Annotated in this window: 22 protein-coding genes and 5 pseudogenes; 19 read left to right on the top strand and 8 right to left on the bottom strand. The window is 43.9% G+C overall.

Annotation, left to right across the window (positions count from 1 at the left end; genetic code table 11):
- Nucleotides 1-12 precede the first annotated feature (12 nt).
- Nucleotides 13-254, bottom strand: a pseudogene (locus FTT86_RS16010) (S24 family peptidase); the annotation flags it as partial.
- A 167-nt stretch (nt 255-421) separates the two neighbouring features.
- Between FTT86_RS16010 and arsC the strand changes: the two are divergent.
- The 6 genes from arsC (at nt 422) to FTT86_RS01280 (ending at nt 4,823) form a co-directional block, all read left to right on the top strand.
- A complete protein-coding gene (arsC, locus tag FTT86_RS01255) occupies nt 422-856 on the top strand; it encodes an arsenate reductase (glutaredoxin) (RefSeq protein ID WP_071850370.1) in 435 nt (144 codons plus the stop codon).
- Nucleotides 857-1,064: 208 nt separating this feature from the next.
- Nucleotides 1,065-1,385, top strand: a complete 321-nt coding sequence (locus FTT86_RS01260; protein WP_004646559.1) for a metalloregulator ArsR/SmtB family transcription factor — start codon at nt 1,065-1,067, stop codon at nt 1,383-1,385.
- Nucleotides 1,386-1,391: 6 nt separating this feature from the next.
- Nucleotides 1,392-1,865 carry an arsenate reductase ArsC gene (locus FTT86_RS01265; protein ID WP_004646560.1) on the top strand — a complete coding sequence of 158 codons (474 nt, stop codon included), beginning with the start codon at nt 1,392-1,394 and terminating at the stop codon, nt 1,863-1,865.
- 5 nt (nt 1,866-1,870) lie between these two features.
- The gene (arsB, locus tag FTT86_RS01270) at nt 1,871-2,911 is read left to right on the top strand and encodes an ACR3 family arsenite efflux transporter (RefSeq protein ID WP_071850369.1); all 1,041 of its coding nucleotides are present in this window, start codon (nt 1,871-1,873) and stop codon (nt 2,909-2,911) included.
- A gap of 4 nt (nt 2,912-2,915) precedes the next feature.
- Nucleotides 2,916-3,620, top strand: coding sequence for an arsenical resistance protein ArsH (gene arsH / locus FTT86_RS01275; RefSeq protein ID WP_004280163.1), 705 nt, complete (start codon nt 2,916-2,918; stop codon nt 3,618-3,620).
- Between the two features lie 141 nt (nt 3,621-3,761).
- The gene (locus tag FTT86_RS01280) at nt 3,762-4,823 is read left to right on the top strand and encodes an ArsO family NAD(P)H-dependent flavin-containing monooxygenase (protein ID WP_071850368.1); all 1,062 of its coding nucleotides are present in this window, start codon (nt 3,762-3,764) and stop codon (nt 4,821-4,823) included.
- Nucleotides 4,824-4,937: 114 nt separating this feature from the next.
- Here the strand turns inward: FTT86_RS01280 and FTT86_RS01285 are convergent, their stop codons facing one another.
- The 4 genes and pseudogenes from FTT86_RS01285 to FTT86_RS01300 all read right to left on the bottom strand — a co-directional run.
- Nucleotides 4,938-5,921, bottom strand: coding sequence for a potassium channel family protein (locus FTT86_RS01285; RefSeq protein WP_071850367.1), 984 nt, complete (start codon nt 5,919-5,921; stop codon nt 4,938-4,940).
- A gap of 174 nt (nt 5,922-6,095) precedes the next feature.
- Nucleotides 6,096-6,242 (bottom strand): annotated as a pseudogene (locus tag FTT86_RS01290) (IS5/IS1182 family transposase); the annotation flags it as partial.
- A gap of 283 nt (nt 6,243-6,525) precedes the next feature.
- The gene (locus tag FTT86_RS01295) at nt 6,526-7,905 is read right to left on the bottom strand and encodes an ATP-binding protein (RefSeq protein ID WP_180180409.1); all 1,380 of its coding nucleotides are present in this window, start codon (nt 7,903-7,905) and stop codon (nt 6,526-6,528) included.
- Nucleotides 7,898-8,002: pseudogene (locus tag FTT86_RS01300) on the bottom strand (winged helix-turn-helix domain-containing protein); the annotation flags it as partial. The pseudogene FTT86_RS01300 and the gene FTT86_RS01295, both read right to left, overlap by 8 nt.
- Nucleotides 8,003-8,004: 2 nt before the next feature.
- Between FTT86_RS01300 and FTT86_RS01305 the strand changes: the two are divergent.
- The 4 genes and pseudogenes from FTT86_RS01305 to FTT86_RS01320 form a co-directional block, all read left to right on the top strand.
- Nucleotides 8,005-8,964, top strand: a pseudogene (locus FTT86_RS01305) (cytochrome c biogenesis protein CcdA); the annotation flags it as partial.
- Nucleotides 8,961-9,809, top strand: a complete 849-nt coding sequence (locus FTT86_RS01310; RefSeq protein WP_045796118.1) for a TlpA disulfide reductase family protein — start codon at nt 8,961-8,963, stop codon at nt 9,807-9,809. The pseudogene FTT86_RS01305 and the gene FTT86_RS01310, both read left to right, overlap by 4 nt.
- Before the next feature lie 18 nt (nt 9,810-9,827).
- Nucleotides 9,828-10,568, top strand: coding sequence for a thiol:disulfide interchange protein DsbG (dsbG, locus tag FTT86_RS01315; RefSeq protein WP_180180410.1), 741 nt, complete (start codon nt 9,828-9,830; stop codon nt 10,566-10,568).
- 107 nt (nt 10,569-10,675) lie between these two features.
- The gene (locus FTT86_RS01320) at nt 10,676-11,038 is read left to right on the top strand and encodes a YidH family protein (RefSeq protein WP_004646570.1); all 363 of its coding nucleotides are present in this window, start codon (nt 10,676-10,678) and stop codon (nt 11,036-11,038) included.
- On the opposite strand, the gene FTT86_RS01325 is transcribed toward FTT86_RS01320, so the two are convergent.
- On the bottom strand, nt 11,035-11,355 hold the full coding sequence (locus FTT86_RS01325; protein WP_004280150.1) for a metalloregulator ArsR/SmtB family transcription factor: 321 nt from the start codon (nt 11,353-11,355) through the stop codon (nt 11,035-11,037). The two genes, FTT86_RS01320 and FTT86_RS01325, sit on opposite strands and share 4 nt — an antisense overlap.
- Before the next feature lie 120 nt (nt 11,356-11,475).
- On the opposite strand from FTT86_RS01325, the gene FTT86_RS01330 reads away from it, so the two are divergent.
- From FTT86_RS01330 to FTT86_RS01345, 4 genes are all read left to right on the top strand, one after another.
- Complete coding sequence (locus FTT86_RS01330) at nt 11,476-11,892, top strand: YeeE/YedE family protein (protein WP_005251416.1); 417 nt, start codon at nt 11,476-11,478, stop codon at nt 11,890-11,892.
- Nucleotide 11,893: 1 nt separating this feature from the next.
- On the top strand, nt 11,894-12,310 hold the full coding sequence (locus FTT86_RS01335; RefSeq protein WP_004646572.1) for a DUF6691 family protein: 417 nt from the start codon (nt 11,894-11,896) through the stop codon (nt 12,308-12,310).
- A gap of 2 nt (nt 12,311-12,312) precedes the next feature.
- A complete protein-coding gene (locus tag FTT86_RS01340) occupies nt 12,313-13,185 on the top strand; it encodes an MBL fold metallo-hydrolase (protein WP_005262089.1) in 873 nt (290 codons plus the stop codon).
- A 68-nt stretch (nt 13,186-13,253) separates the two neighbouring features.
- Entirely contained in the window at nt 13,254-14,036 is a 783-nt protein-coding gene (locus FTT86_RS01345; RefSeq protein WP_071850361.1) for a sulfite exporter TauE/SafE family protein, read from the top strand.
- A gap of 168 nt (nt 14,037-14,204) precedes the next feature.
- Here FTT86_RS01345 and FTT86_RS01355 read toward each other — a convergent pair.
- Nucleotides 14,205-14,735 (bottom strand): annotated as a pseudogene (locus FTT86_RS01355) (transposase); the annotation flags it as partial.
- Nucleotides 14,736-14,954: 219 nt separating this feature from the next.
- Between FTT86_RS01355 and FTT86_RS01360 the strand changes: the two are divergent.
- Entirely contained in the window at nt 14,955-15,992 is a 1,038-nt protein-coding gene (locus FTT86_RS01360; RefSeq protein ID WP_180180411.1) for a metallophosphoesterase, read from the top strand.
- A 66-nt stretch (nt 15,993-16,058) separates the two neighbouring features.
- Here the strand turns inward: FTT86_RS01360 and FTT86_RS01365 are convergent, their stop codons facing one another.
- Nucleotides 16,059-16,481 carry an OsmC family protein gene (locus tag FTT86_RS01365; RefSeq protein ID WP_004280142.1) on the bottom strand — a complete coding sequence of 141 codons (423 nt, stop codon included), beginning with the start codon at nt 16,479-16,481 and terminating at the stop codon, nt 16,059-16,061.
- A gap of 147 nt (nt 16,482-16,628) precedes the next feature.
- Here FTT86_RS01365 and crp point away from each other — a divergent pair, with 147 nt between their 5' ends.
- The 4 genes from crp (at nt 16,629) to clpB (ending at nt 21,898) form a co-directional block, all read left to right on the top strand.
- The gene (gene crp, locus FTT86_RS01370) at nt 16,629-17,336 is read left to right on the top strand and encodes a cAMP-activated global transcriptional regulator CRP (protein ID WP_004730006.1); all 708 of its coding nucleotides are present in this window, start codon (nt 16,629-16,631) and stop codon (nt 17,334-17,336) included.
- Between the two features lie 172 nt (nt 17,337-17,508).
- The gene (locus tag FTT86_RS01375) at nt 17,509-18,558 is read left to right on the top strand and encodes an NADP(H)-dependent aldo-keto reductase (RefSeq protein WP_071850359.1); all 1,050 of its coding nucleotides are present in this window, start codon (nt 17,509-17,511) and stop codon (nt 18,556-18,558) included.
- Between the two features lie 143 nt (nt 18,559-18,701).
- Nucleotides 18,702-19,067, top strand: coding sequence for an antitoxin Xre/MbcA/ParS toxin-binding domain-containing protein (locus tag FTT86_RS01380; protein WP_004646580.1), 366 nt, complete (start codon nt 18,702-18,704; stop codon nt 19,065-19,067).
- A 251-nt stretch (nt 19,068-19,318) separates the two neighbouring features.
- Complete coding sequence (gene clpB, locus FTT86_RS01385) at nt 19,319-21,898, top strand: ATP-dependent chaperone ClpB (protein ID WP_180180412.1); 2,580 nt, start codon at nt 19,319-19,321, stop codon at nt 21,896-21,898.
- Nucleotides 21,899-21,994: the final 96 nt, after the last annotated feature.

Raw genomic sequence — 21,994 nt, forward strand, 5'->3', positions numbered from 1 at the left:
TATTGGCTTTTGTTAATTCTTTCTAAATCTTGTTCTCGCTCGATAAACATAGCGTATACAGTTAACTACCTGACCTACAAATATACATTGGTTGTTTAACTCAATAATATTTGGCTTGAACTCTGGACTTAGAGCCTGAAGATATCTTTTTCCATTTGTCTCAATAACTAATTTTTGAAAGTAGCATCATCACCGTAACGAACCATAATAATGTCATCAGATTGCATGTCTCCGTAAAAAGCATCCGGATCAACTGGACTGCTCCCAGTATCCTAGACATAAGACAGCCTCATTTTAAAACTGTTTCCAATGGTTTTGGAGTCCCCATCTCAGATTGTATTCATAAAGCACATATATTTTATATTGCGAATATGCGTATATTCATATATAAAGCTATGATTCGTCGATAAGAGGGAAGCTCATGAATCAAATGCCAAAAGTCCAAATTTATCATAACCCGGCCTGTGGCACCTCACGCAATACGCTGGCGTTAATTCGCAATGCGGGAATTGAGCCGGAAGTGATCGAATATCTGCTTACGCCACCCTCGAAAGATCAGCTGGTCAACATGATTCGGGATGCCGGTTTGACGGTTCGTGAAGTGCTCCGTAAAAATGTCGATCCCTACACCGAGCTGAATCTGGATGATGCCGGCTGGAGCGATGAGAAACTGCTGGATGCCATGCTGCAACATCCGATCCTGATCAATCGCCCGTTGGTGGTTACCGAGTTTGGAACCCGATTATGCCGTCCATCGGAAGTGGTACTGGATATTCTGCCTTTGCCACAATTAAAAGCCTTTGCCAAAGAAGACGGTGAAATCATCGTGGATGAACAGGGCAATCGGATAAAATAAAGTGTCCCCCCATGCGAAAAAGCTTCAACTTGATTGGAGCTTTTTTATCTGAAAAACACATTGACGATGATCTATATCGGAAAAAGCGGGAAATTGTTCAAGCGAGCGCTTTCTGGTAGGCATATTCTGATCTGGATATCATTTTTGACAGGTCATCTTTACCATATATATGGATATGTGTATATTTGCATAAAAAATGGGAGCAATTATGGACCACGTTCAGTTTTTTAAATGTTTATCTGATGAAACACGTCTCAGTATTGTCCTGCTAATTGCACAAAACAAAGAGCAATGCGTCTGTGATCTGACCGATAAACTGCAGTTAAGCCAGCCGAAAATTTCACGTCATCTGGCCTTGTTACGTTCTTGTGGTTTACTCAACGATCGCCGGCAAAGCCAGTGGGTGTACTACAGCATTAATCAGCAATTGCCGGCCTGGTGTTTTGAAATTCTGGACGTGCTAAAAGCTAGTGAGGTTCCGGTTTTATTTGATTCTTCCGCTCTATCGATTCAGAGCCATTGCGAGTAAGTTTTCATGAAATTTTTGTTTTTATGTACGGGGAACAGTTGCCGCAGTATTCTCTCTGAAGTGTTGTTCAATAGCCGTGCGCCAGAAGGCTGGGTCGCTTACAGTGCCGGCAGCAAACCTTCCGGTCAGGTGCATCCCTTGACGCTTGAAACCCTGCACAATCTGGGCTTGTCGACTGAAGGCTTATCCAGCAAAAGCATTGATGCCTGTGAACAGTATCAGCTAGACGTGGTGATTACCGTCTGTGATGCGGCAGCACAGGAAGCGTGTCCTCTTTATCTTGGCGGAGCGATCAAGGCGCACTGGGGCCTGTCTGATCCGTCCCATTTAGAGGTGGATAAAGAAGAAAAAATGAAAGCCTTTATGAGCACTGTTGAACATATCAATCGTCGCCTGGATGCTTTGTTTAAACTTAACGTAAATGAGCTTTCTCGCTCGCAATTGATTGCAGCGATTAATCAAATTTCGAATGTTGAGTAAGTCACATGTCTGAAAAACGCATGTCCTTTTTAGATCGCAACCTGACGCTCTGGATTTTTATTGCCATGGCGTTAGGCATCGCCATAGGAAACTTTTTTCCTCAAGCATCGGTTGCTCTGGATCAATTCAGTATTAATTCAGTCAATATTCCAATCGCGATTGGTCTGATTCTGATGATGTATCCACCCCTGGCAAAAGTGGATTATGCGACCTTGCCGCAAGTGTTTAAGGATAAGAAAACCCTGACGCTATCTTTAATTCAAAACTGGTTGATTGCTCCGGTACTGATGTTTGCGTTGGCTGTGATTTCTTTGCATAGCTATCCAGAGTATATGACAGGCGTGATCCTGATTGGTTTAGCTCGATGTATCGCCATGGTACTGGTGTGGAATGGTCTGGCCTGTGGTGATAACCAATATGTTGCAGCATTGGTGGCGTTTAACAGTATTTTCCAGATTTTATTCTTCAGTACCTATGCCTGGTTATTCCTGACCTTCCTTCCGCCATATTTTGGTATTGAAGCTCAAGTGATCAATCTTAGCTTCTGGACCATTACCCATGCTGTTCTGGTTTATCTTGGAATTCCGTTCTTATTGGGTTTCTTAACGCGCTTAATTTTGGTGAAACAAAAAGGCGTAGAATGGTATCAAAACAAGTTCATTCCAAAAATCAGCCCGCTGAGTTTGATGGCTTTGCTGTTTACGATTTTGGCGATGTTTAGCTTAAAAGGGGGGGATGTCGTAAGTCTTCCACTGGAAGTTTTACGCATCGCGATTCCTTTAATCATTTACTTTGTGGCCATGTTCTTTATTAGCTTCTTTATGAGTAAATGGATGGGCAATGATTATCCAAAAACTGCTGCAATCTCATTTACTGCGGCTGGAAATAATTTTGAATTATCACTTGCAGTCGCTATTGCAACTTTTGGTATCGCTTCGCCGGTTGCTTTTACCACGATTATTGGGCCATTGGTTGAAGTACCTGTGTTAATTGCTTTAGTGAGTGTTTCACTGTGGCTAAGAAAGAAATATTTTAAAGAGGCTTGATCCGATGAACCTGCCTAACGTAGATCCAAATCTTATTGAACAACCCACCTTTGAAAAAGTCCAAGCCAAAGAACTAGCTCATCCTCCTCGGATTTTACTGCTCTATGGGTCTAATCGGGAACGTTCTTACAGTCGCCTTGCAGTTCTTGAAGCTGGTCGAATCCTTGAATATTTTGGGGCAGAAGTCAAAATCTTCCATCCCAAAGGGCTACCTTTACCGGAAGATGCTGATACTGAACATCCAAAAGTAAAAGAACTGCATGAGCTTCTGGCATGGGCTGAAGGTATGGTGTGGTGTTCACCGGAACGCCATGGTTCTATGAGTTCCATCTTTAAATCCCAGATTGACTGGATTCCTCTGGCAGGGGGTGCAATTCGTGCCACTCAGGGAAAAACCCTTGCCTTGATGCAAGTCAGTGGGGGATCACAGTCCTTTAATAGTCTGAACCAGATGCGTGTTTTGGGGCGTTGGATGCGGATGATCACGATTCCAAATCAGTCTTCAATTCCAAAAGCATTCCTGGAATTTGAAGAAGATGGACGAATGAAGCCATCAGCATTCTATGACCGGATTGTCGATGTGATGGAAGAACTGTATAAGTTTACTTTACTAACCCGTGGGCAAAGTGCTTATTTGACCAACCGTTATTCGGAACGCAAGGAATCGGCTGAAGAGCTTTCCAAACGGGTAAATCAGCGTAGTTTATAAATTCTAGGTGATCAGAGAGACTGAAAAGTATCTTGAGCAATGGAAGGCTAATTTAAACGCTTGAAAATTTTATGAAATACGCCCAGTCTGATAAGCAGGCTGGGTTTTTATTTGATGACAATAAAGAAGGGGGGAAATATTTTGGCTCAATTACAAGCTGAAGTTGATGTGATCATCATCGGTGGTGGACAGGCCGGTTTGTCCACGGCTTATTTCTTAAAGCGTAAGAACATTCCGTTTATCATCCTAGATGATCAGCCTCAGCCTGGAGGTGCCTGGCAGCATGCCTGGGAGTCCTTGCGCCTTTTCTCCCCGAATAGCTGGAGTTCGCTGTCAGGCTGGATGATGCCGGCGACCGAACAGACCTATCCGACCCGCAATGAGGTGATCGATTATTTGACCGCCTATGAGCAGCGCTATCACTTTCCTGTAGTTCGTCCGGTGCGTGTGGAACGCGTGGAAAGTAAGGGCCAGTATTTAGAGGTTTATGCCGGGGAACAATCCTGGAAAGCCAAAGCGGTGGTAAGCGCTACAGGGACATGGAGCCAACCATTTATTCCCGAGTATGCCGGCCGTGAGCATTTTCAGGGCGTACAACTGCATTCCGCAGATTATAAAAATGCTGAGTTATTTAAAACCAAGAAAGTCATGGTGGTGGGTGGCGGTAACTCTGGTGCACAAATCTTGGCAGAAGTATCTCAGGTGGCCGAAACGCTTTGGATCACCCAGACACCGCCGCAGTTTCTGGCAGATGATGTCGATGGCCGTGTCCTGTTCTTAAGGGCGACTGAGCGCCTGAAAGCCCAGCAGGAAGGTAGAAAGATTGAGCAGCCCATTGGGGGGGTGGGTGATATTGTCATGATTGATTCAGTTAAAGATGCACGTGAGCGAGGCATTTTGCAGAGCAGGCGTCCATTTTCAGCTTTTACAGAACATGGCGTGATTTGGGAAGATGGCAGCACAGCGCATGTGGATGTGGTGATCTGGTGTACAGGATTTAAGGCGGCGCTGAATCACCTCAGCAGCCTCGGAATTATCCAGCCGGACCAGACCATTGCGGTTCAGAATGGCCGCTCTGTTCAGGTACCAAATTTATGGCTGGTGGGCTATGGAGAATGGACAGGTGCTGCTTCGGCCACGCTGGTCGGGGTTTCCCGGACAGCTCGGGCAGTAGCGGAAGACATCGCTGCATTTTTGGCCTGAGAGGATTTGATCCTGATTCAGTCGAGTGGATTGAGTGAATAGTATCTGTCTGCAACGAGCGTCATACCCGATGGTCTGATGCTCGTGATGATACGCTTGCATTGACGTTCGAATTTAATCAGGTAACTTATGCCCACAATGTGGACAGAAGAAATATTTGTTTTTTTCCTGCTCGAGTTGTTCTTTCTTACGCTCATGAATAAGTTCTAACAGGATATCCTGCATTTGTTCTTTGCTCAGTCCGACTTCTTTACGTAAAATTTCAATTTTTTCTTGATCTTCAATTAAGTCAATTTCTGCATCATCGAGCAGTTCACGAAATCTTAATTCCAGTTTGTGCTTGCGCTGTCTCAGCTCATTGGCCAGACCATTTGCCAGAATACCCGCAGGAAGCGCTGCCAGACCCACCCCTAAAATAGTAATTAAAGCCCCTAGAAAGCGGCCTAAGGGGGTGATTGGTGTCACATCGCCATAGCCGACTGTGGTCAGTGTCACCACTGCCCACCACATGGATGCAGGGATGGAGCTAAAGACTTCTGGTTGAGCCTTATTTTCAACCACATATACTCCAGCCGCCGCGATGATGATCATGATCAGCAGGATAAAAATAACCGCCTGAAATGAGCCCTTTTCGCGCTTGATCACCCGCAATAAAATCTGCAGGGAGACGAAATAACGGGTTAATTTGAGTAATCTGAATAATCGAAGGATTCGCAGGAAGCGTAAATCGAGATGCACAAAGAAGTTAATATAGGCCGGGAGAATCGCCAACAGGTCAATGATGGCACCGCCACTACGGATCCATAACCATCGGTTTTTCCATGCACCTTTAAAGGGGTCTTTTTCCGCAATGGCCCAAAATCTTAATAAATATTCCAGGGTAAAAATAAAGATCGAGAATAATTCAAAGGCATCAAACAGCAGCTGATAGGATTGATAGAGGTCATTGATTGATTCAAGTAAAACGGCAGCAGTATTCCCAATAATCAATATAATCAGAAATATATTGATGACGCGACTTAAGATGCTTTCGTGTTCTTCATTATGCAAATTGTCATAAATAAATCTGCGAAGCTTATACCAGGCCTTGAATTCCATAACAGTGCATTACGGTGCGATAAGATGCTTTGAGTTTAGCGCAAGCCCGGCCATCGAAAGGAAATTTTTAAAAAATTAATCAGAATTGTGGGGTGGTGATTATCCTGGATTTTTAGGGCTAAAGCGAGTGTGCACGACTCTAAAATCCCCAAAGCATTCTGGTAAATCTCACTACGGAATACTTGAACGATACCGATACAATACTGCTTCAACAAATACCCTGTTGTCTTTGGCAGTTACTCAAACAGTACTTGCTCGTCCGGGCAACAGATCCTTAATCTGTTCCCACTGATCATCTCTTAATGCATAGCGTTTAGTCATGAAAAAATAATGAGGACAGATTAGATTTTTTTAAGCTAATTGGTGACAGGCCTAGTTGCATCAAGTGATCTTTTTTCTCTGGCATTTTTGTTTTCATAGAGGGGGCTTATTATTTTTATACCTGTTTCTATGCTAAAAATTAAAAGTGCGTTGTGATCGCCTGCTCATAAACTTGAGAATACAGAGAAGGTTTTTGTTGAAGAAAAAGTTATTTGTATAAACAAAGGAAGTGATTTGAATTGGTGATATCTTTATTGGATGTTGAAAAGTAAGAATTTTTATTTCAAAAAATCTCTAGGGTTTTCGATTGTATTGAATTGATTTCAATGCGAAGCCCATAGGGCTGTCGGGCATTGAAAGAGAGCTGATAGCCATACTGTTTTAACAGGTTAGCGGTCAATGCCAGTCCTAAACCATGGCCGTGCTGCTGAGCAGATTTGCGCCAGAAGCGTTGTCCTAAATATTGGATATCCTGTGCTGTCAGTTGCTGTCCATCATCTTCAATCACTAGGCAACCAGACTGCATGGAAATCCAGATATGGGCAGCCTGTGCATGCAGCAGGGCATTTTCAAGCAGATTTTTCAGTACGGTATACAGCACAAATTCAGGCAGCTGAATTTCGCCCAAGTTGTCCCAGTTTACTTGTATTTTTTTGTTCATTTCTGGATAGCGTGTACCTAAGTCTGCAAGAACTTTCTCAAGTGTGGGGCGAAGCCAGATGGCCTCAGGCATTGCCTGGATACTGTTTTCTGATTGGGTCAGCAATAAAAGCTGCTCGAGTAACAGCGTATAACGCCGGATACTCTCATTGGCCTGCTGCAAATTATGCTGAATGGATTCAGGCAGGTGCTGCTGCTGACCGATCAGCTGGGCCAGTTGTACATGGGTTTTAATTGCAGTCAGGGGACTGCGTAATTCATGTGCAGCATAGGCACTAAAGGCTTTCTCCTGTTGCAGACTGTCATTGAGTTTTTGAATCAACTGCGTGGAATTGTTGACAAAAGGCTGTACTTCTTGGGGAATACTTGCAGGCTTGAGCTGCATTAAAAAATCTGCCACCTCTGAATAGCTAAGGTTTTTCTGGTTCAGGTATTGACTGAGCTGATCCAAAGACCGGAACTGTCTGCGGATAATAAAGATGATCAGGGCAATACAGATCAGCAGTGAGAAGACCAAGGGAATCAGTACGGACTGCAGAATCTGCTGTAGTAAGGTATCCCTCAAGAACATACGTTCTGCTGCCACCACCTGAATATCGCCACGACGCAGAACATAACTGCGCCATTCCGTATCACCCTGCTGCCAGGTGCTGAATCCTTCTGGTCGCTGGCTTAAATTTTGGGGGGCACCGCGTGTTTTGGCAATCACCTGATTACCTAACGAGATGTCAGAGCTAAAAAGAGAAACTTCACAGGCAATTAACTGGTTTGCATCATCATTCTTGGCTAATTTGGATAAGGTTGCATCCCCTAGACTATCCAGCGGTAACTGCTGAATCAGCCGGGCAACCATTTGTGCAGATGCCGATAAGCGTTGATCCAGTGTGTCTTGTAAACGCTGTTTCAGGTCAATATACAGCCATGAAAATACTGCACTCCACAGCACAATAAACACGGCCAAAAGACTCATGACCAAACGCCATTTCAAGCTGTGACTAAACATGACGCTGCTCAAACGGTTTGAAAATATATCCCACACCACGAATGGTCTGAATTAAATCTGGATGCAGTTTTTGTCTCAGGTGATAAATCTGTACATTCTTTGTTTGTTTTGTTCGCGCTTAATCTGTTCGGAGCATTTCAGCTGTCCTTACCCCAAGGCATGTTACAGCGTCTGGATCAATGGCAGCAAAAGCATAAAGGTGGCACGCTGATTGGTGCCGGTCTTATGGGCATGATCGCTGCACTGATTGTCGGGCCATGTATGAGTGCGCCGTTGGCCGGTGCCTTAATCTATGTGTCTCAGCTCAATCAACCGATGCTGGGAGCTAGTTATCTGTTCGTCTTAGGCCTTGGGCTGGGCTTGCCGCTATTTATTGCTGCCGTATTTGGGTCCCATCTTTTACCCAAACCTGGCATCTGGATGGATCGCCTGAAGTTTAGTTTTGGCTTTGTCATGTTGGCTCTGGCCTTGTATTTCGCCCGTCCATTATTGCCCGGCATTTTATACCTGGGCCTTTTGGGTGTGGTACTGATCACCTGTTCAGGCTACTTCTTGTTCAAGATGCTGCCTCATGTGCATCGGTCTGTATCGAAAATAGTCCTGATGCTGCTCAGTGGTTTACTGGTCTATGCAGGAGGCATGCAGCTCTATCATGTCTGGAGTCAGGTACAGGTCGCCCATGTGAAATCACGGCTTGAATGGCAGAGAGTCAGTACAGCCGCACAATTGCAACAGGTTTTAGCCAAACATCCTGCACAGCCGGTGGTGATTGATGTCTATGCAGACTGGTGTGTGGCCTGTCAACCGATTGAAAAGGAAGTAATTCCACGTAGTGATGTCCAAGCGGCTTTACAAAATGTGGTTCGTATCAAATTAGACCTGACCCACTATCATCCAAGTCAGGATGAGCTGCTAAAAGAATGGCAAATCCTCGGTCCGCCCACCTTTATATTTTTAAATGCCGCACATCAGGAACAGCGCGAGTTGCGCTTGACAGGAACTTTTAGCGCAACACATTTGCTCGGTAAATTGCAGCAACTGCAAGGGGAACAACCATGATGATTTCAAGTGATGCGCTACATCTGGGACCTTTGATGTTGCCCTGGACACTCATAATTGTTGCTACTGGCTTGATGCTGTTATCTGCCGTCCTGTTTGGATTAGCCAGAAAGTATTCATGGTCTAAACAGCAGCTTGGACAAAGTCAGGATGTACTCTGGAGCAGTTTTTTGCTGGGGATGCTGGGTGCACGTCTTGTTTTCGTCCTGCTCAATGCCGAGCTGTATTTTGCAGCACCCATCGACATACTGAAAATCCAGGATAAGGGTTTTCATTTATGGGGAGGGGTGCTGATTGGTGCTTTGTGGTATCTCATTCGCAACAGACAGTTGCAGATCCGATTCAAAGCCATCTTGTTGATCATCTTTATACTTTGGATCGGGCTTGGGCTCGCATTTAAATCCAGTCTAAAAACTGAAGTGGCGTTTCCTGATCTAGTCTTTGCTGGATTAGAACAGGAGCGTCTGGGTACAGACAAGATTTCACTCAGCCAATTCATTGGCCAGCCCACGGTAATTAATATGTGGGCGAGCTGGTGTCCGCCGTGTCACCGCGAAATGCCGGTGTTGGCAAAGGCTGCCAAGCAGCATCCTCAAGTGAATTTTGTCATGCTCAATCAGGGTGAGGAGGTAGCGACCGTAAATGCCTATTTAAGAAAACATCAGTTTCAATTTAAACATGTCCTGCTGGACCCATATGGTGAACTACCCCAGCAGCTGAATAGTTTTGGCCTGCCAACGACGCTGTTTTTTAATGCTCAAGGCCAGCTGGTCGAGCGGCATATGGGGGAACTCAGTCCGGCCATGTTGCAGCAATATTTAAATAGAATTTCAGATCAACCTTAAAAAACGGAAGGACTCAGTATGAACAAAATTTACCAGGTGCTTGGTGCAGGCATGTTCCTGATCATGAGCATGCACACGCAGGCAAATATAAAACAGAACATTGAAAAACAGGGCTTTGTGTTTGTAAAACAGATTCCGGCACCGCAAGGAATGACCGGCTGGGTAGGGCATGAAGACCAGTATTCCAATACGGTATTTATCTCCAACGATGACAAATATTATATCAAGGGCGAACTGTTTGATGCACAAGGGAAAAGCCTTTCCAATGAGCAGATTGAAAAGCATATGAAAAAAGCGGTATTGGACGATGTCTGGAAAACCATGGAAAAATCGACCTGGATCCAGGATGGAAAGCCAGATGCACTACGGGTAGTCTATGTTTTTTCCGATCCGAATTGCCCATATTGCTATAAATTCTGGCAGGCGGCTCGGCCTTGGGTCGAATCAGGTAAGGTACAGCTGCGTCATATTCAGGTCGGTGTGATCCGTCAAGAAAGCCGTGGCCAGGTGGCCACATTGTTAATGTCGAAAAATCCAGCAGCAGTTTTTAATGATATAAACAAGAATAAAGGCAAAAAGCAGCTCAAGAAAATGGAAAAGATTCCTGCCGAAATTGCTGCAAAAATTGATCCCAACCAGGCCCTAATGGGGAAATACGGCTTTTTCTCCACACCGTCGATGGTCTGGAAAAACAATCAGGGTGAATTTAAATCTGCTCAAGGCCTGGCGATGGATGTCAAGGAAATTTTTGAACAATAATATTTTAACTACATGATAGAAAAGTAATTTTTACTTCAAACATCTATACATGATAGGGAGGCAGATTTACATTGGTGGATAGGCTAAGCATGAAGAGCAGATAAGATATGTCAAATTTGGATGATCCACGGGTACTGCTTGCTTTGGAACGAACCGCTCTGGCGTGGAACCGGAGTGGTTTGGCATTAATTGCTTTTGGTTTTGTGATTGAAAAATCCAACCTGCTAGTGCAACTGGTGGACCCAGACACTTATGCACAGAAAATAGCTTATTCACAATGGTTGGGAATTGCGGTGATTGTATTTGGTATGTTGGTGAATTTCGCCTCAATCCTGCAATATCGACGGGGTTTGACATCACTGCGACCGCCGGAATTTATTGAAGGTTATTACACCCAGTATCCCGTATGGCTAAATCTGTTTACTGCTTTTAGCGGACTGCTTCTGATCATTTCTTTTTGGCTGCACTAAGAAGAGGGCTGGGCGCAATACAGCTCGTACAGCTTTTGCATCAGGCTCAAGACCTTGGGGTCACTCAGACGATAGAAAATCTGTTTGCCCTCACGTCGGGTGCCAACCATGTCGGCCTTACGCAGTACAGTCAGCTGTTGTGAAAGTGTAGGTTGATGAATATCGGTAGATTCTTCAATTTCCTGAACATTCATTTCCCCGTCAACCAGGACACATAAGATTTTCAGACGATCAGGATTGGCTAAAACTTTTAGGCATTGGCTGACGAAATCGACCTGTGAAAAATCAATTTTGGCATTTGCAGCAATCATATCCATAGATGTCCTTGAAACCTTTGATGTAACCCATGCAGTTTACACAATTTACCACAAAACTGCTTGATTATTATTTTTTATTATATAATATAAAAAAGTATATTGTATAGAGATTGATTCACCATGCATGACTTCCTCATCGCATTTATTGGCGGTTTAATGCTCGGACTTTCAGTGGTCGGCTATCTGTATGTCAATGGCCGTATTGCAGGAATCAGTGGTTTGGTTGGGCAGGTATTAAACCCAAAAACCGTATTTAAAACGCCTGCGATCTGGTTTTTATCAGGCTTGATCATTACACCGTTTATTTATGGTCTGTTTGTACAACCTGAAATCGAATTGAATGCCAGCCCATTGATGATGATTGTGGCAGGTCTGCTGGTAGGCTTTGGGACACGTTTGGGTTCGGGCTGTACCAGTGGTCACGGAATTTGTGGCATTAGTCGGCTGTCTAAGCGTTCTATCATCGCGACCATGACTTTTATGTTTGCAGGTTTTGTCGCTGTTTATATTATCCGTCATATCACAGGAGCATTCTAAAATGAAAAATGTGTTTGCCTTTTTATTTGGTGCGCTGTTCTCTGTGGGATTGATGGTATCGGGCATGTCCAATCCGGAAAAAGTACTCGATTTCCTGGATCTGTTTGGCGATTGGGATGCCAGTCTGGCCTTTGTGATGATGGGCGCGATTACTGTGGCCTTTATTCCCTTCCAGAAAGCATTACGTACGGCGCAACCGAAAACAGTATTTAATGAACCTATTGATTTACCTAAAAATAATCAGATAGATAAGAAGCTGATCACGGGTGCGGTTTTATTTGGTGCAGGTTGGGGCATTGCCGGCATCTGTCCGGCGCCAAGTTTCACTTTGATCGGTTTGGGCCACTATCAAGTGCTCTATTTTATTGTAGCAATGCTGGTGGGTGTATGGATTCACCGTAAATGGTCAGGAGCTTAACGATGTCAAATTTACCTATAGTAAAAGATTTTTTTCACGAAGATACCAATACCTTCAGTTATGTTGTACGTGATCCGGCGACCAAAGCCTGCGCCATTATTGATAGCGTTCTGGATTATGATCCGGCATCAGCAAGTACATCCACTATTCATGCCGATAAAATTATTGCCTATATTAAAGAGCAGGGTTTAACGGTCGAGTGGATTCTCGAAACCCATGTCCATGCTGATCATTTAACTGCAGCGCAATATCTCAAAGAAGAACTGGGTGGCAAAATTGCCATGAGCCAGAAAATTGGTATTGTTCAGGAAACTTTTGGCGCGATTTATCATCTGGATATTAAACAATGGAATGCTCAGCAGCTCTTTGATTATTTATTTGAAGATCATGAGTCGTTCCAAATTGGAACATTGAAAGCCTATAACATTCCAACACCGGGACATACGCCTGCTTGCCTGAGTTATGTGATTGGCGATGCGGTTTTTGTGGGTGATACGTTGTTCATGCCAGATTATGGTACAGCACGTTGTGATTTTCCGCGAGGCAGCGCAGAACAGCTTTATGATTCGGTGCAAAGCCTGTTTCAGTTGCCAGAAGATACCCGGGTCTTTTTATGTCATGACTATCTGCCTGAAACACGTGAATCGTATGTGTGTGAATCTGATATACAGACGCAGAAAAAACAGAATATCCATATTCATCAGGGAATCAGTAAAGCTGAATTTGCTCAGATGCGAAATCAGCGGGATTCAGGACTGAGTATGCCTAAGCTGATTCTACCAGCGATTCAGATCAATATGAAAGCAGGACAGTTTCCTGAGCCAGAACAAAACGGTGTTTCTTACCTCAAGCTTCCTCTTAACTACTTCAAATAAGCTTGTGTCGTGATTCAACAAAAAGTTCAACCTTTATTGAATCATTTTTGTGGATAAGGGAGAGGGCGATGTGGGCATTAATACTTGAAGGGCTAGTTATCGGAGTGCTATTGGGTTTGACCGGTGCCGGTGGCGGTATTCTGGCTGTACCTGCACTGATGACGACCCAGGGTTGGACGGTGGCCCAGGCTGCGCCGGTGGGATTGCTTGCGGTCACGCTGTCGGCCTTGGTCGGAACGTTCGAGGGTTTGTTCAAGCGTATTGTACGTTATCGCGCTGCCCTCTGGATTGCTCTCATTAGTATTCCTACAGCGCGTTATGGCGTGCATCTGGCCGATATCGTTTCTCCGGTCTGGCTGACGCTGGCTTTCAGTCTGGTCATGCTGATCGTGGCTTACCGGATCTTTTTTAATAAAGTGACCGATCATGGCAATGCACCGTGCAAGGTCAATCAATCGACCGGTCGTCTGATCTGGAATGTCAAAACTGCTTCGTTCCTAGCAGGTATTGGTGTTGTGGCAGGTTTATTAACCGGTCTGTTGGGGGTGGGGGGTGGTTTTGTAATTGTTCCAGCCCTGCGTAAATTCACCGACCTTGATATGCGCAGTATCGTTGCGACTTCCCTGATGATTATTTTCCTGATTGGTGGGGTCAGTATTTCTGCACACGTGCTGGATGGCTTTCAATATCCTGTTTCGGTTACGCTGACCTTTGTCCTGGCCTGTATTGTCGGGATGTTAATTGGACGCAGTCTGATGCAGCGGATTGACAGTAACAAGGTACAGAAAATATTTGCCACTACCGTGGTTGGGGTGGCGATGTATTTAATCTATTCAGCGCTCATGGGCTAAATAGCCAGTTGGAAATTTAAACTCAAACGCTTTCAATCTACCTGAGCATCGTTTATACAAAATATAATTTTAATGGCCGAGGAAGAATGAAAATGATGAAAACTGCAGAGCAATTGATCCAGAATGCAAAAAGCCGGATTCAGGAAGTCAGCGTAAATGAACTGTTTGAAGCGATGCAAAACCATCAACCAATTGCTCAACCATTTTTATGTCAGCAACATGTCCATTCGATAAAGCAGAACAACTAATTTCACCAAATTGGTTCATCACGATATGTAATTTACAGCCATAAAACCAACCCATAGAACTTTTGCCACGTGATGCGATTTGGGCTAATGATTTATGGCATTGAATACGTTGATTTTTACAAACAGGTAGCGTTGTTGAATCAATCTATAAGTATTGTTTATCTTTGCCTTTCATCAAAGCTACATACAGGGCATGTAGTGCTAATTCATGCCTATTGATCAAGTGAATCATGCGTTGGCAGCAAGGCAAGTGCTTAAATAAAAAGCTTTTATCCAGCTTTAGCCATGTAAAAAAGGCTTTGAAATTATTGAAATGAGAACATTTGTACCAAATGGTGATAAAGCAGATTTCTGAAATTGTGAGCTGAGCATTTCTGATTCTTAGAGAATGATGACTTTGTTTGAGGAACTTCCAATAAGTTGCTTCAAATTTAAGAAAGAAATCATCAATTAAGCAGAATCGGTACTATTGAACATCAGGACTAGAGTTGTGAGTTTGGTTTGGTAACTCAACTGATGGCTCTAGTCCTCTTATTTTTCAAGTCAATTTCTTATCCGTGATTCGGGTTAAATTATTTAAATGATGATTCATTCTGTATTCAGATCTACATAAATTTAAAGCATACTCATAGGGATATATTCTGTTTTAGACTTAATTCAGGATGCATGAATGAAGTACTCATTTATACAGCAGGCTTTCACTGGCCCCGTGGATATCATAGGGGATATTCATGGTGAGATTGCCGCGCTGGAACAACTGATCCAAGTATTAGGCTATGACCGGAATGGTCATCATCCTGAACAGCGTAAACTGATTTTTGTTGGTGATCTGTGTGACCGGGGGCAAGACAGTGTTGCGGTGATCAAAAAGGTTAGGCAGTTGGTAGATGAAGGCTATGCACAATGTGTGATGGGTAATCATGAATTAAACTTGTTGACCGATACTTTACGGGAAGGCAATGGCTGGTTTTTTGGTTCGCCGCATCAGGATGATCTGAAACCTTTTGATTCGATCCAAGCCTCAATCAAAGATCGACAATGGATTCTGGATTTTTTAAATAGCTTACCGTTGGCCTTGGAGTCGGAGCAGCTGCGTGTTGTACATGCCTGTTGGCATCAAGGATCAATTGATCAATTACGCAATTCTGGTTTTACTTCGCTTGGCGAAGCCTATGCTGATTTCGTTCAACATACAGCGCTGGATCTGCAAGCCTTAGGTATTAATGAATTCATCCAGATAGAGCAGCAACGCTACCAACACCAGTTCAAAGACCCGGCTGCAACTTTACCTTTATTGCAACATCTCGCAGAAAAAGAGCTGCGTGAGCAAATGCACAATCCGATTCGGGTCATTACTTCTGGTGCGGAAAAAATCGCCTTAGAACCGATTTATGCCGGTGGAAGGTGGCGGATGATCGACCGCGTGCCATGGTGGGGCAGCTATACCGACCAAATTCCAGTCATTACTGGACATTATTGGCGGAACTTTAAATCTACTGAAGAAAAAACCGGTTTACTCAAATCGATCGATGCACTGCAATGGTATGGACAGCAACAAAACGTATTTTGTGTGGATTATTCAGTGGGTAAACGCTATCTCGATCGTCAACAGGGTGTCGCGTTCAGACATCGACTCGGCGCCTTAAGATTTCCAGAAAATATCTTGAGCTTTGAAGATGGCAATCAGTATTCAGTTCAGCGGTTCTGAGAAAAGGCAATTTTCTGATACAAAAAAAGCAGCTTTTCCAGCCGCTTTTTTTACAGAATCTAGATTTTATTCTGCTTCGATTATTTCATAATCATGGGTGATTTCAACACCGCCATCAGACAGCATTTTGCTGGCAGAGCAATATTTTTCAGCAGAAAGTTCTACGGCTTTTGCGACCTGTTTCTCTTTAATCGCTTTGCCGGTCACTACAAAATGCAAGTGAATTTTCGTGAATACTGCCGGAATTGTATCTGCACGTTCAGCCTTTAATTCGCAGCGTACATCGGTAATATCCTGACGAGCCTTCTTTAAAATGGTAACAATATCAAAAGACGCACAACCGCCCAGACCCGTTAAAAGCAGTTCCATAGGACGGGGACCACGGTTTTCACCACCGTATTCAGCTGAACCATCCATGATAAGGCTATGACCACTTTGAGTTTTTGCTTCAAAAGCAACATTCTCTAACCAATGAACGCTTGTTTGCATTGCAACTACCTAAAAAAAGCTATAAATTTATCAAGTAACTGTACACTAACATAAATTGGGTTGATACGGAATTTCAATCCCACTGTGTGACAAGTTCACATTAGGTCTTGTGCGATCTATAAATTATCCATAATCGGAACTGTTAGCATGACTTCAAACTTTTCACAATTAAGCACTGATGCGCTTTCTCCGGGGCAATTACCAGAATCCGTGAAAGCACTGTTAAAACGTGCATATATTAATCGTTATCCAAAACGTACCACGATCATTGATGCAGGATCAGAATCTAAATCTTTATATTTAATTCTGAAGGGGTCTGTATCTATCATTCTTCGTGAAGATGATGATCGTGAAATTGTCGTGGCTTATTTAAATGCGGGTGACTTCTTTGGGGAAATGGGTCTATTCGAGGTTAATCCACAACGTACTGCGGAAGTTCGTACGCGTGATGTGTGTGAAATTGCCGAAATTACCTATGAAAACTTTCACGAAATCAGCAATCAATATCCTGATCTGAGCTATGCGGTATTTGCTCAATTAGTACGTCGTTTGAAAAATACCACACGTAAAGTCACTGATCTGGCATTTATTGATGTTTCAGGCCGGATTGCACGTTGCCTGATCGACCTGTCTTCACAGCCAGAAGCGATGATTTTGCCGAATGGCCGTCAGATTCGTATTACCCGTCAGGAAATTGGCCGTATTGTTGGCTGTTCCCGTGAAATGGTGGGTCGCGTACTGAAAACGCTAGAAGAGCAGGGCATGATCGAAACCGATGGTAAAGCCATCCTGATCTTTGATGCTTCACTAGAAGAAGCGTCTGAAGCAGTTGCAGATGGTGCCATAGACGAATAATCCAGATATTAAAAAGCAAATCTTCGGATTTGCTTTTTAATGCGTCATTACTTAATACATAAAAATTTAGAACAAGCTTCTCAGAAAAGATGATTTAAGCTCCCCTTATAATTCCGATAGGCTATAGCCCACTTGATCTCAATTCACTGAATAAAATTCACAGGATGTTTTTATGCAATTCAGACCGTTGGCGGATACCGGCATTCTTTTGCCAGAAATTTGTTTGGGCACCATGACCTTTGGTGAGCAGAACACGCAAGAACAGGCTTTTCAGCAACTGGATTATGCCTTAGATCAGGGACTGAATTTCTGGGATACTGCGGAAATGTACCCGGTACCGCCAAAACCTGAAACGCAGGGCGCCACCGAGCGCATGATTGGAAACTGGATCGCTGCCCATGGTGGCCGTGACAAACTTTTTTTAGCCTCAAAAATTGCCGGACCATCGCAAGGTGGTAGTCATATCCGGGATGGTCAAACCCGTTTTGTTGCCGATGAAATTTCAGCAGCAATAGACCAGTCATTGTCACGCCTGCAAACGGATTATATCGACCTGTATCAGTTACACTGGCCACAACGCCCCACCAATTTCTTTGGCAAGTTGGGTTATGGCAATGCTGAAGCGGCAGAAGACCGTGCCGTAACGGATCTGGAAGAAACCCTGACTGCCTTGCAGGATGAAATTAAAGAAGGCCGTATCCGTTATATCGGTCTTTCCAATGAAACCCCGTGGGGCACGATGAAATTTCTGCACCTCGCAGAGAAATTAGGTTTGTCCAAATTTGTCAGTGTACAAAACCCATATAACCTGCTGAACCGTACTTATGAAATCGGCATGTCAGAAATTGCCCATTATGAAGGTGTGGGCTTGTTGGCGTATTCACCTTTGGCATTTGGTTATCTGACCGGTAAATTCCGGCATGGTGCACGTCCTGCCAATGCGCGTGTAACACTGTTCTCCCGCTTTAGCCGTTATAGCAATCCGCAAAGTGAATGGGCAACCGAGCAATATGCCCAGCTGGCAGAACAGCATGGCTTAAGTCTTACCCAATTGGCTTTGGCCTTTATCAAGCAGCAGTTCTTTGTGACCAGTACCATTATCGGTGCGACCAATCTGGATCAGCTGAAAGAAAATATTCAGGCTTTTGAAGTCGACCTGTCTGAAGAAGTACTGAAAGGTATTGAAGATATTCACCGTCAACAGCCGAATCCGGCACCATAATCATGGTGTTGTTATTTTAAAGCACCCTCCAAGCGAGGGTGTTTTAATTTTATGAGAAATTAAATTTGATGATAAACAACATGGCCGGAAAACAATAAAAGCAGCATAATCGAAATAAGACGCATCAAGATGATTTGATAAAAATGAATAGTGAAACAGGTATTTCTAAATCCCAAGTATTAGCTATAGCAGTATTCAACTTAGCTGAGCAGTTGCAACTGAAAGAATTCGAACTTGCATTGATTCTGGGTTTATCTGAGGCGGAATTATCTCTGGTTATAAATGAAAAAGAATTAGAACCAGATACTACAGCAGGCGAAAAAGCTATAGCTTTAGTAAATATCTATCAAAAGTTATTTAGCTTGCATGGTGGAGACTTGAGCTGGATGCGCCATTTTATCAATTCACCTAACAAGCTTTTGAATCATCAAACGCCAAGATCCTTGATGCAAACAGAACATGGTTTGAGTGAAGTATTGCGATTACTAGGAAGGTTGCAACCGTACTAAAAATATCTCTCTATTCTCTACTAAGCTGAAAAATAGCAGAGTAAATTAAATAAAATATGAATTGTTTATCTTCACCTTAAAAATTCTTCTAACCTCACTTGAAATATGATTTGATTACACCAATATTATTATTAAAAACTGTCTAAATGTTTATATTAAGTTTTTGAAAAATATATAAAAATGATTTGAAATTTTATCAAGTGCACCCATATATCCATCAAGTAGAACATTTGTTGTGAGGAATAACAAGAATGCGTTTTGAAAAATTTACCAATCGCCTGCAGCAGATCCTTTCAGATGCACAAGTCTTCGCTATGAGCAAAGACCATACCGCAATTGAACCGATTCATCTTCTCCATGCAGTTTTAAAAGAAGCTTCTTATGCAAGCTTATTACAGCAAGCAGGTGCAAATTTAGTTGAGCTGCAAACGAAGCTACAACAAGCCCTCAATGATGCGGCAAAATTATCAAATCCGTCAGCGGACATTAATGTAAATCCTGAAGCTTATAAAGTACTGACATTAACGGAGAGTTATGCACAAAAAGCCGGAGATGAATTCGTTAGTGTTGATTGGTTGATTTTAGCACTGGCTGAAACAGGATCTACGCAAAAAATACTCAGTAGTGTCGGCGTAAAAGCAGATCTACTGAAACAGCTGATTAATCAAATCCGAGGCGATGAAAAAGTCATGAGCAACAATTATGAAGATCAGCGTGATTCACTGAATAAGTACACCATTGATTTAACTGAACGTGCGTTGGCAGGCAAGCTTGATCCTGTGATTGGCCGTGATGATGAAATCCGTCGTACTATTCAGGTCTTGTCACGCCGTACCAAAAATAACCCGGTACTTATCGGTGAGCCAGGGGTCGGTAAAACGGCGATTGTCGAAGGTCTGGCGCAGCGGATTATTAATGGTGAAGTGCCTGAAGGACTCAAAGGGAAGCGTATTTTATCTCTAGATCTAGGTTCTTTGCTGGCTGGCGCCAAATACCGTGGTGAGTTTGAAGAGCGCTTAAAAGCGGTTCTGAAAGATATTGCCAAACACGAAGGTGAAATCATCCTGTTTATCGACGAGTTGCATACGCTGGTGGGTGCCGGTAAAGGTGATGGCGCGATGGATGCCGGTAACATGCTGAAACCTGCGTTGGCCCGTGGCGAGCTGCGCTGTGTCGGTGCGACCACACTGGATGAATATCGTCAGTATATTGAAAAAGATGCAGCGCTGGAACGTCGTTTCCAGAAAGTACTGGTCGATGAGCCAAGCGTGGAAGATACCATTGCGATTCTGCGTGGTCTGAAAGATCGCTATGCCACCCATCACGGGGTACAGATTCTGGATTCCGCGATTATTGCGGCGGCGAAAATGTCACATCGTTATATCACCGACCGTCAGTTGCCGGATAAAGCTATTGACCTGATTGATGAAGCAGCATCGCGCATCAAAATGGAACTCGATTCTAAACCAGAAGCACTGGATAAACTGGAACGCCGTCTGATTCAGTTAAAAATGCAGCTGGAAGCGGTGAAAAAAGATGAAGACTCAGGTGCCAAAGCTGAGATTCAATACTTGTCCGATCAGATCGCCACAGTTGAAAAAGAGTATCATGACCTGGAAGAAGTCTGGCGTGCAGATAAAGCGCTGGTTGAAGGCAATAAAGACGTACAGATCAAACTGGATCAGGCACGTACAGCACTTGAAAAAGCGCAACGTGAAGGTGATCTGGGCGAGGCCGCGCGTTTGCAATATGGCGTGATACCAGAGTTGCAAAAGCAGCTTGAACTGGCTGAAAAAGCCGATGAAAGCGCAACGCCAAAATTGCTGCGTAACAAAGTCACCGACAATGAAATTGCTGAAGTAGTGAGTGCTGCGACCGGTATTCCGGTTGCGAAAATGCTGCAAGGCGAGCGTGACAAATTGCTACATATGGAAGAATTCCTGCATAACCGTGTAGTAGGGCAAGATGAAGCCGTGGTGGCGGTATCCAATGCAGTACGCCGTTCACGTGCCGGTCTGTCAGATCCGAACCGTCCAAGTGGGTCATTCCTGTTCCTGGGGCCAACGGGTGTCGGTAAAACAGAATTGACCAAAGCCTTGGCGAATTTCCTGTTTGACAGCGACGATGCCATGGTGCGTATCGATATGTCAGAATTTATGGAAAAACATTCGGTCAGCCGTTTGGTTGGTGCGCCTCCGGGCTATGTCGGTTATGAAGAAGGTGGGGTGCTTACTGAAGCCGTACGTCGTAAACCGTATAGTGTGATCTTGTTTGATGAAGTCGAAAAAGCGCATCCGGACGTATTTAACATCTTGCTACAGGTACTGGATGATGGCCGTTTAACTGACTCGCAAGGCCGGGTAGTGGACTTTAAAAACTCTGTGATCGTCATGACTTCGAACCTGGGTTCGCAGGATGTACGTGAATTGGGCGGTAATGCCACAAAAGAAGAAGTCCGTACGGTGGTGATGAATGCGGTATCGGAACATTTCCGTCCAGAATTTATTAACCGTATTGATGAACTGGTAGTGTTCCATGCGCTGGAAAAAGACCAGATTCGCGGTATTGCCGATATCCAGTTGAACCGTTTACGTCAACGTCTGGCAGAACGTGATATGCGCTTGTCGGTAGATGACAGTGCTTTCGATCAGTTAATCGATGCTGGCTTTGATCCACTGTATGGTGCGCGCCCCCTGAAACGTGCAATCCAGCAGCGTATTGAAAATGGTCTGGCGCAGAAAATCCTGGGCGGAGAGTTCCAGCCGGGCGATACCATTCTGGTGAAAGCTGAAGCAGGTGAGTTAATCTTTGAAAAAATGAAACTTAACTAAACCACTTCTCCTTGCAACAAAAAACCCAGCCTAGGCTGGGTTTTTTTTAATCTTATTGTTAACTTCGAGCATTGCAACACTTTTGTATTCTTGTTG

Source organism: Acinetobacter sp. YH01021 (genome assembly GCF_013420255.1).
GTDB lineage: Bacteria > Pseudomonadota > Gammaproteobacteria > Pseudomonadales > Moraxellaceae > Acinetobacter.

Excerpts from the sequence above, each read along its gene's own strand:
- FTT86_RS01375 (WP_071850359.1), top strand. The coding sequence starts at position 17,509 with ATGCAATTCAGACCGTTGGCGGATACCGGCATTCTTTTGCCAGAAATT.
- FTT86_RS01260 (WP_004646559.1), top strand. The coding sequence starts at position 1,065 with ATGGACCACGTTCAGTTTTTTAAATGTTTATCTGATGAAACACGTCTC.
- FTT86_RS01325 (WP_004280150.1), bottom strand. The coding sequence starts at position 11,355 with ATGGATATGATTGCTGCAAATGCCAAAATTGATTTTTCACAGGTCGAT.
- arsB (WP_071850369.1), top strand. The coding sequence starts at position 1,871 with ATGTCTGAAAAACGCATGTCCTTTTTAGATCGCAACCTGACGCTCTGG.
- FTT86_RS01265 (WP_004646560.1), top strand. The coding sequence starts at position 1,392 with ATGAAATTTTTGTTTTTATGTACGGGGAACAGTTGCCGCAGTATTCTC.
- crp (WP_004730006.1), top strand. The coding sequence starts at position 16,629 with ATGACTTCAAACTTTTCACAATTAAGCACTGATGCGCTTTCTCCGGGG.
- clpB (WP_180180412.1), top strand. The coding sequence starts at position 19,319 with ATGCGTTTTGAAAAATTTACCAATCGCCTGCAGCAGATCCTTTCAGAT.
- FTT86_RS01340 (WP_005262089.1), top strand. The coding sequence starts at position 12,313 with ATGTCAAATTTACCTATAGTAAAAGATTTTTTTCACGAAGATACCAAT.
- FTT86_RS01345 (WP_071850361.1), top strand. The coding sequence starts at position 13,254 with ATGTGGGCATTAATACTTGAAGGGCTAGTTATCGGAGTGCTATTGGGT.
- FTT86_RS01330 (WP_005251416.1), top strand. The coding sequence starts at position 11,476 with ATGCATGACTTCCTCATCGCATTTATTGGCGGTTTAATGCTCGGACTT.
- FTT86_RS01310 (WP_045796118.1), top strand. The coding sequence starts at position 8,961 with ATGATGATTTCAAGTGATGCGCTACATCTGGGACCTTTGATGTTGCCC.
- FTT86_RS01380 (WP_004646580.1), top strand. The coding sequence starts at position 18,702 with ATGAATAGTGAAACAGGTATTTCTAAATCCCAAGTATTAGCTATAGCA.
- FTT86_RS01320 (WP_004646570.1), top strand. The coding sequence starts at position 10,676 with ATGTCAAATTTGGATGATCCACGGGTACTGCTTGCTTTGGAACGAACC.
- FTT86_RS01285 (WP_071850367.1), bottom strand. The coding sequence starts at position 5,921 with ATGGAATTCAAGGCCTGGTATAAGCTTCGCAGATTTATTTATGACAAT.
- FTT86_RS01335 (WP_004646572.1), top strand. The coding sequence starts at position 11,894 with ATGAAAAATGTGTTTGCCTTTTTATTTGGTGCGCTGTTCTCTGTGGGA.
- arsH (WP_004280163.1), top strand. The coding sequence starts at position 2,916 with ATGAACCTGCCTAACGTAGATCCAAATCTTATTGAACAACCCACCTTT.
- FTT86_RS01365 (WP_004280142.1), bottom strand. The coding sequence starts at position 16,481 with ATGCAAACAAGCGTTCATTGGTTAGAGAATGTTGCTTTTGAAGCAAAA.
- arsC (WP_071850370.1), top strand. The coding sequence starts at position 422 with ATGAATCAAATGCCAAAAGTCCAAATTTATCATAACCCGGCCTGTGGC.
- dsbG (WP_180180410.1), top strand. The coding sequence starts at position 9,828 with ATGAACAAAATTTACCAGGTGCTTGGTGCAGGCATGTTCCTGATCATG.
- FTT86_RS01360 (WP_180180411.1), top strand. The coding sequence starts at position 14,955 with ATGAAGTACTCATTTATACAGCAGGCTTTCACTGGCCCCGTGGATATC.
- FTT86_RS01295 (WP_180180409.1), bottom strand. The coding sequence starts at position 7,905 with ATGTTTAGTCACAGCTTGAAATGGCGTTTGGTCATGAGTCTTTTGGCC.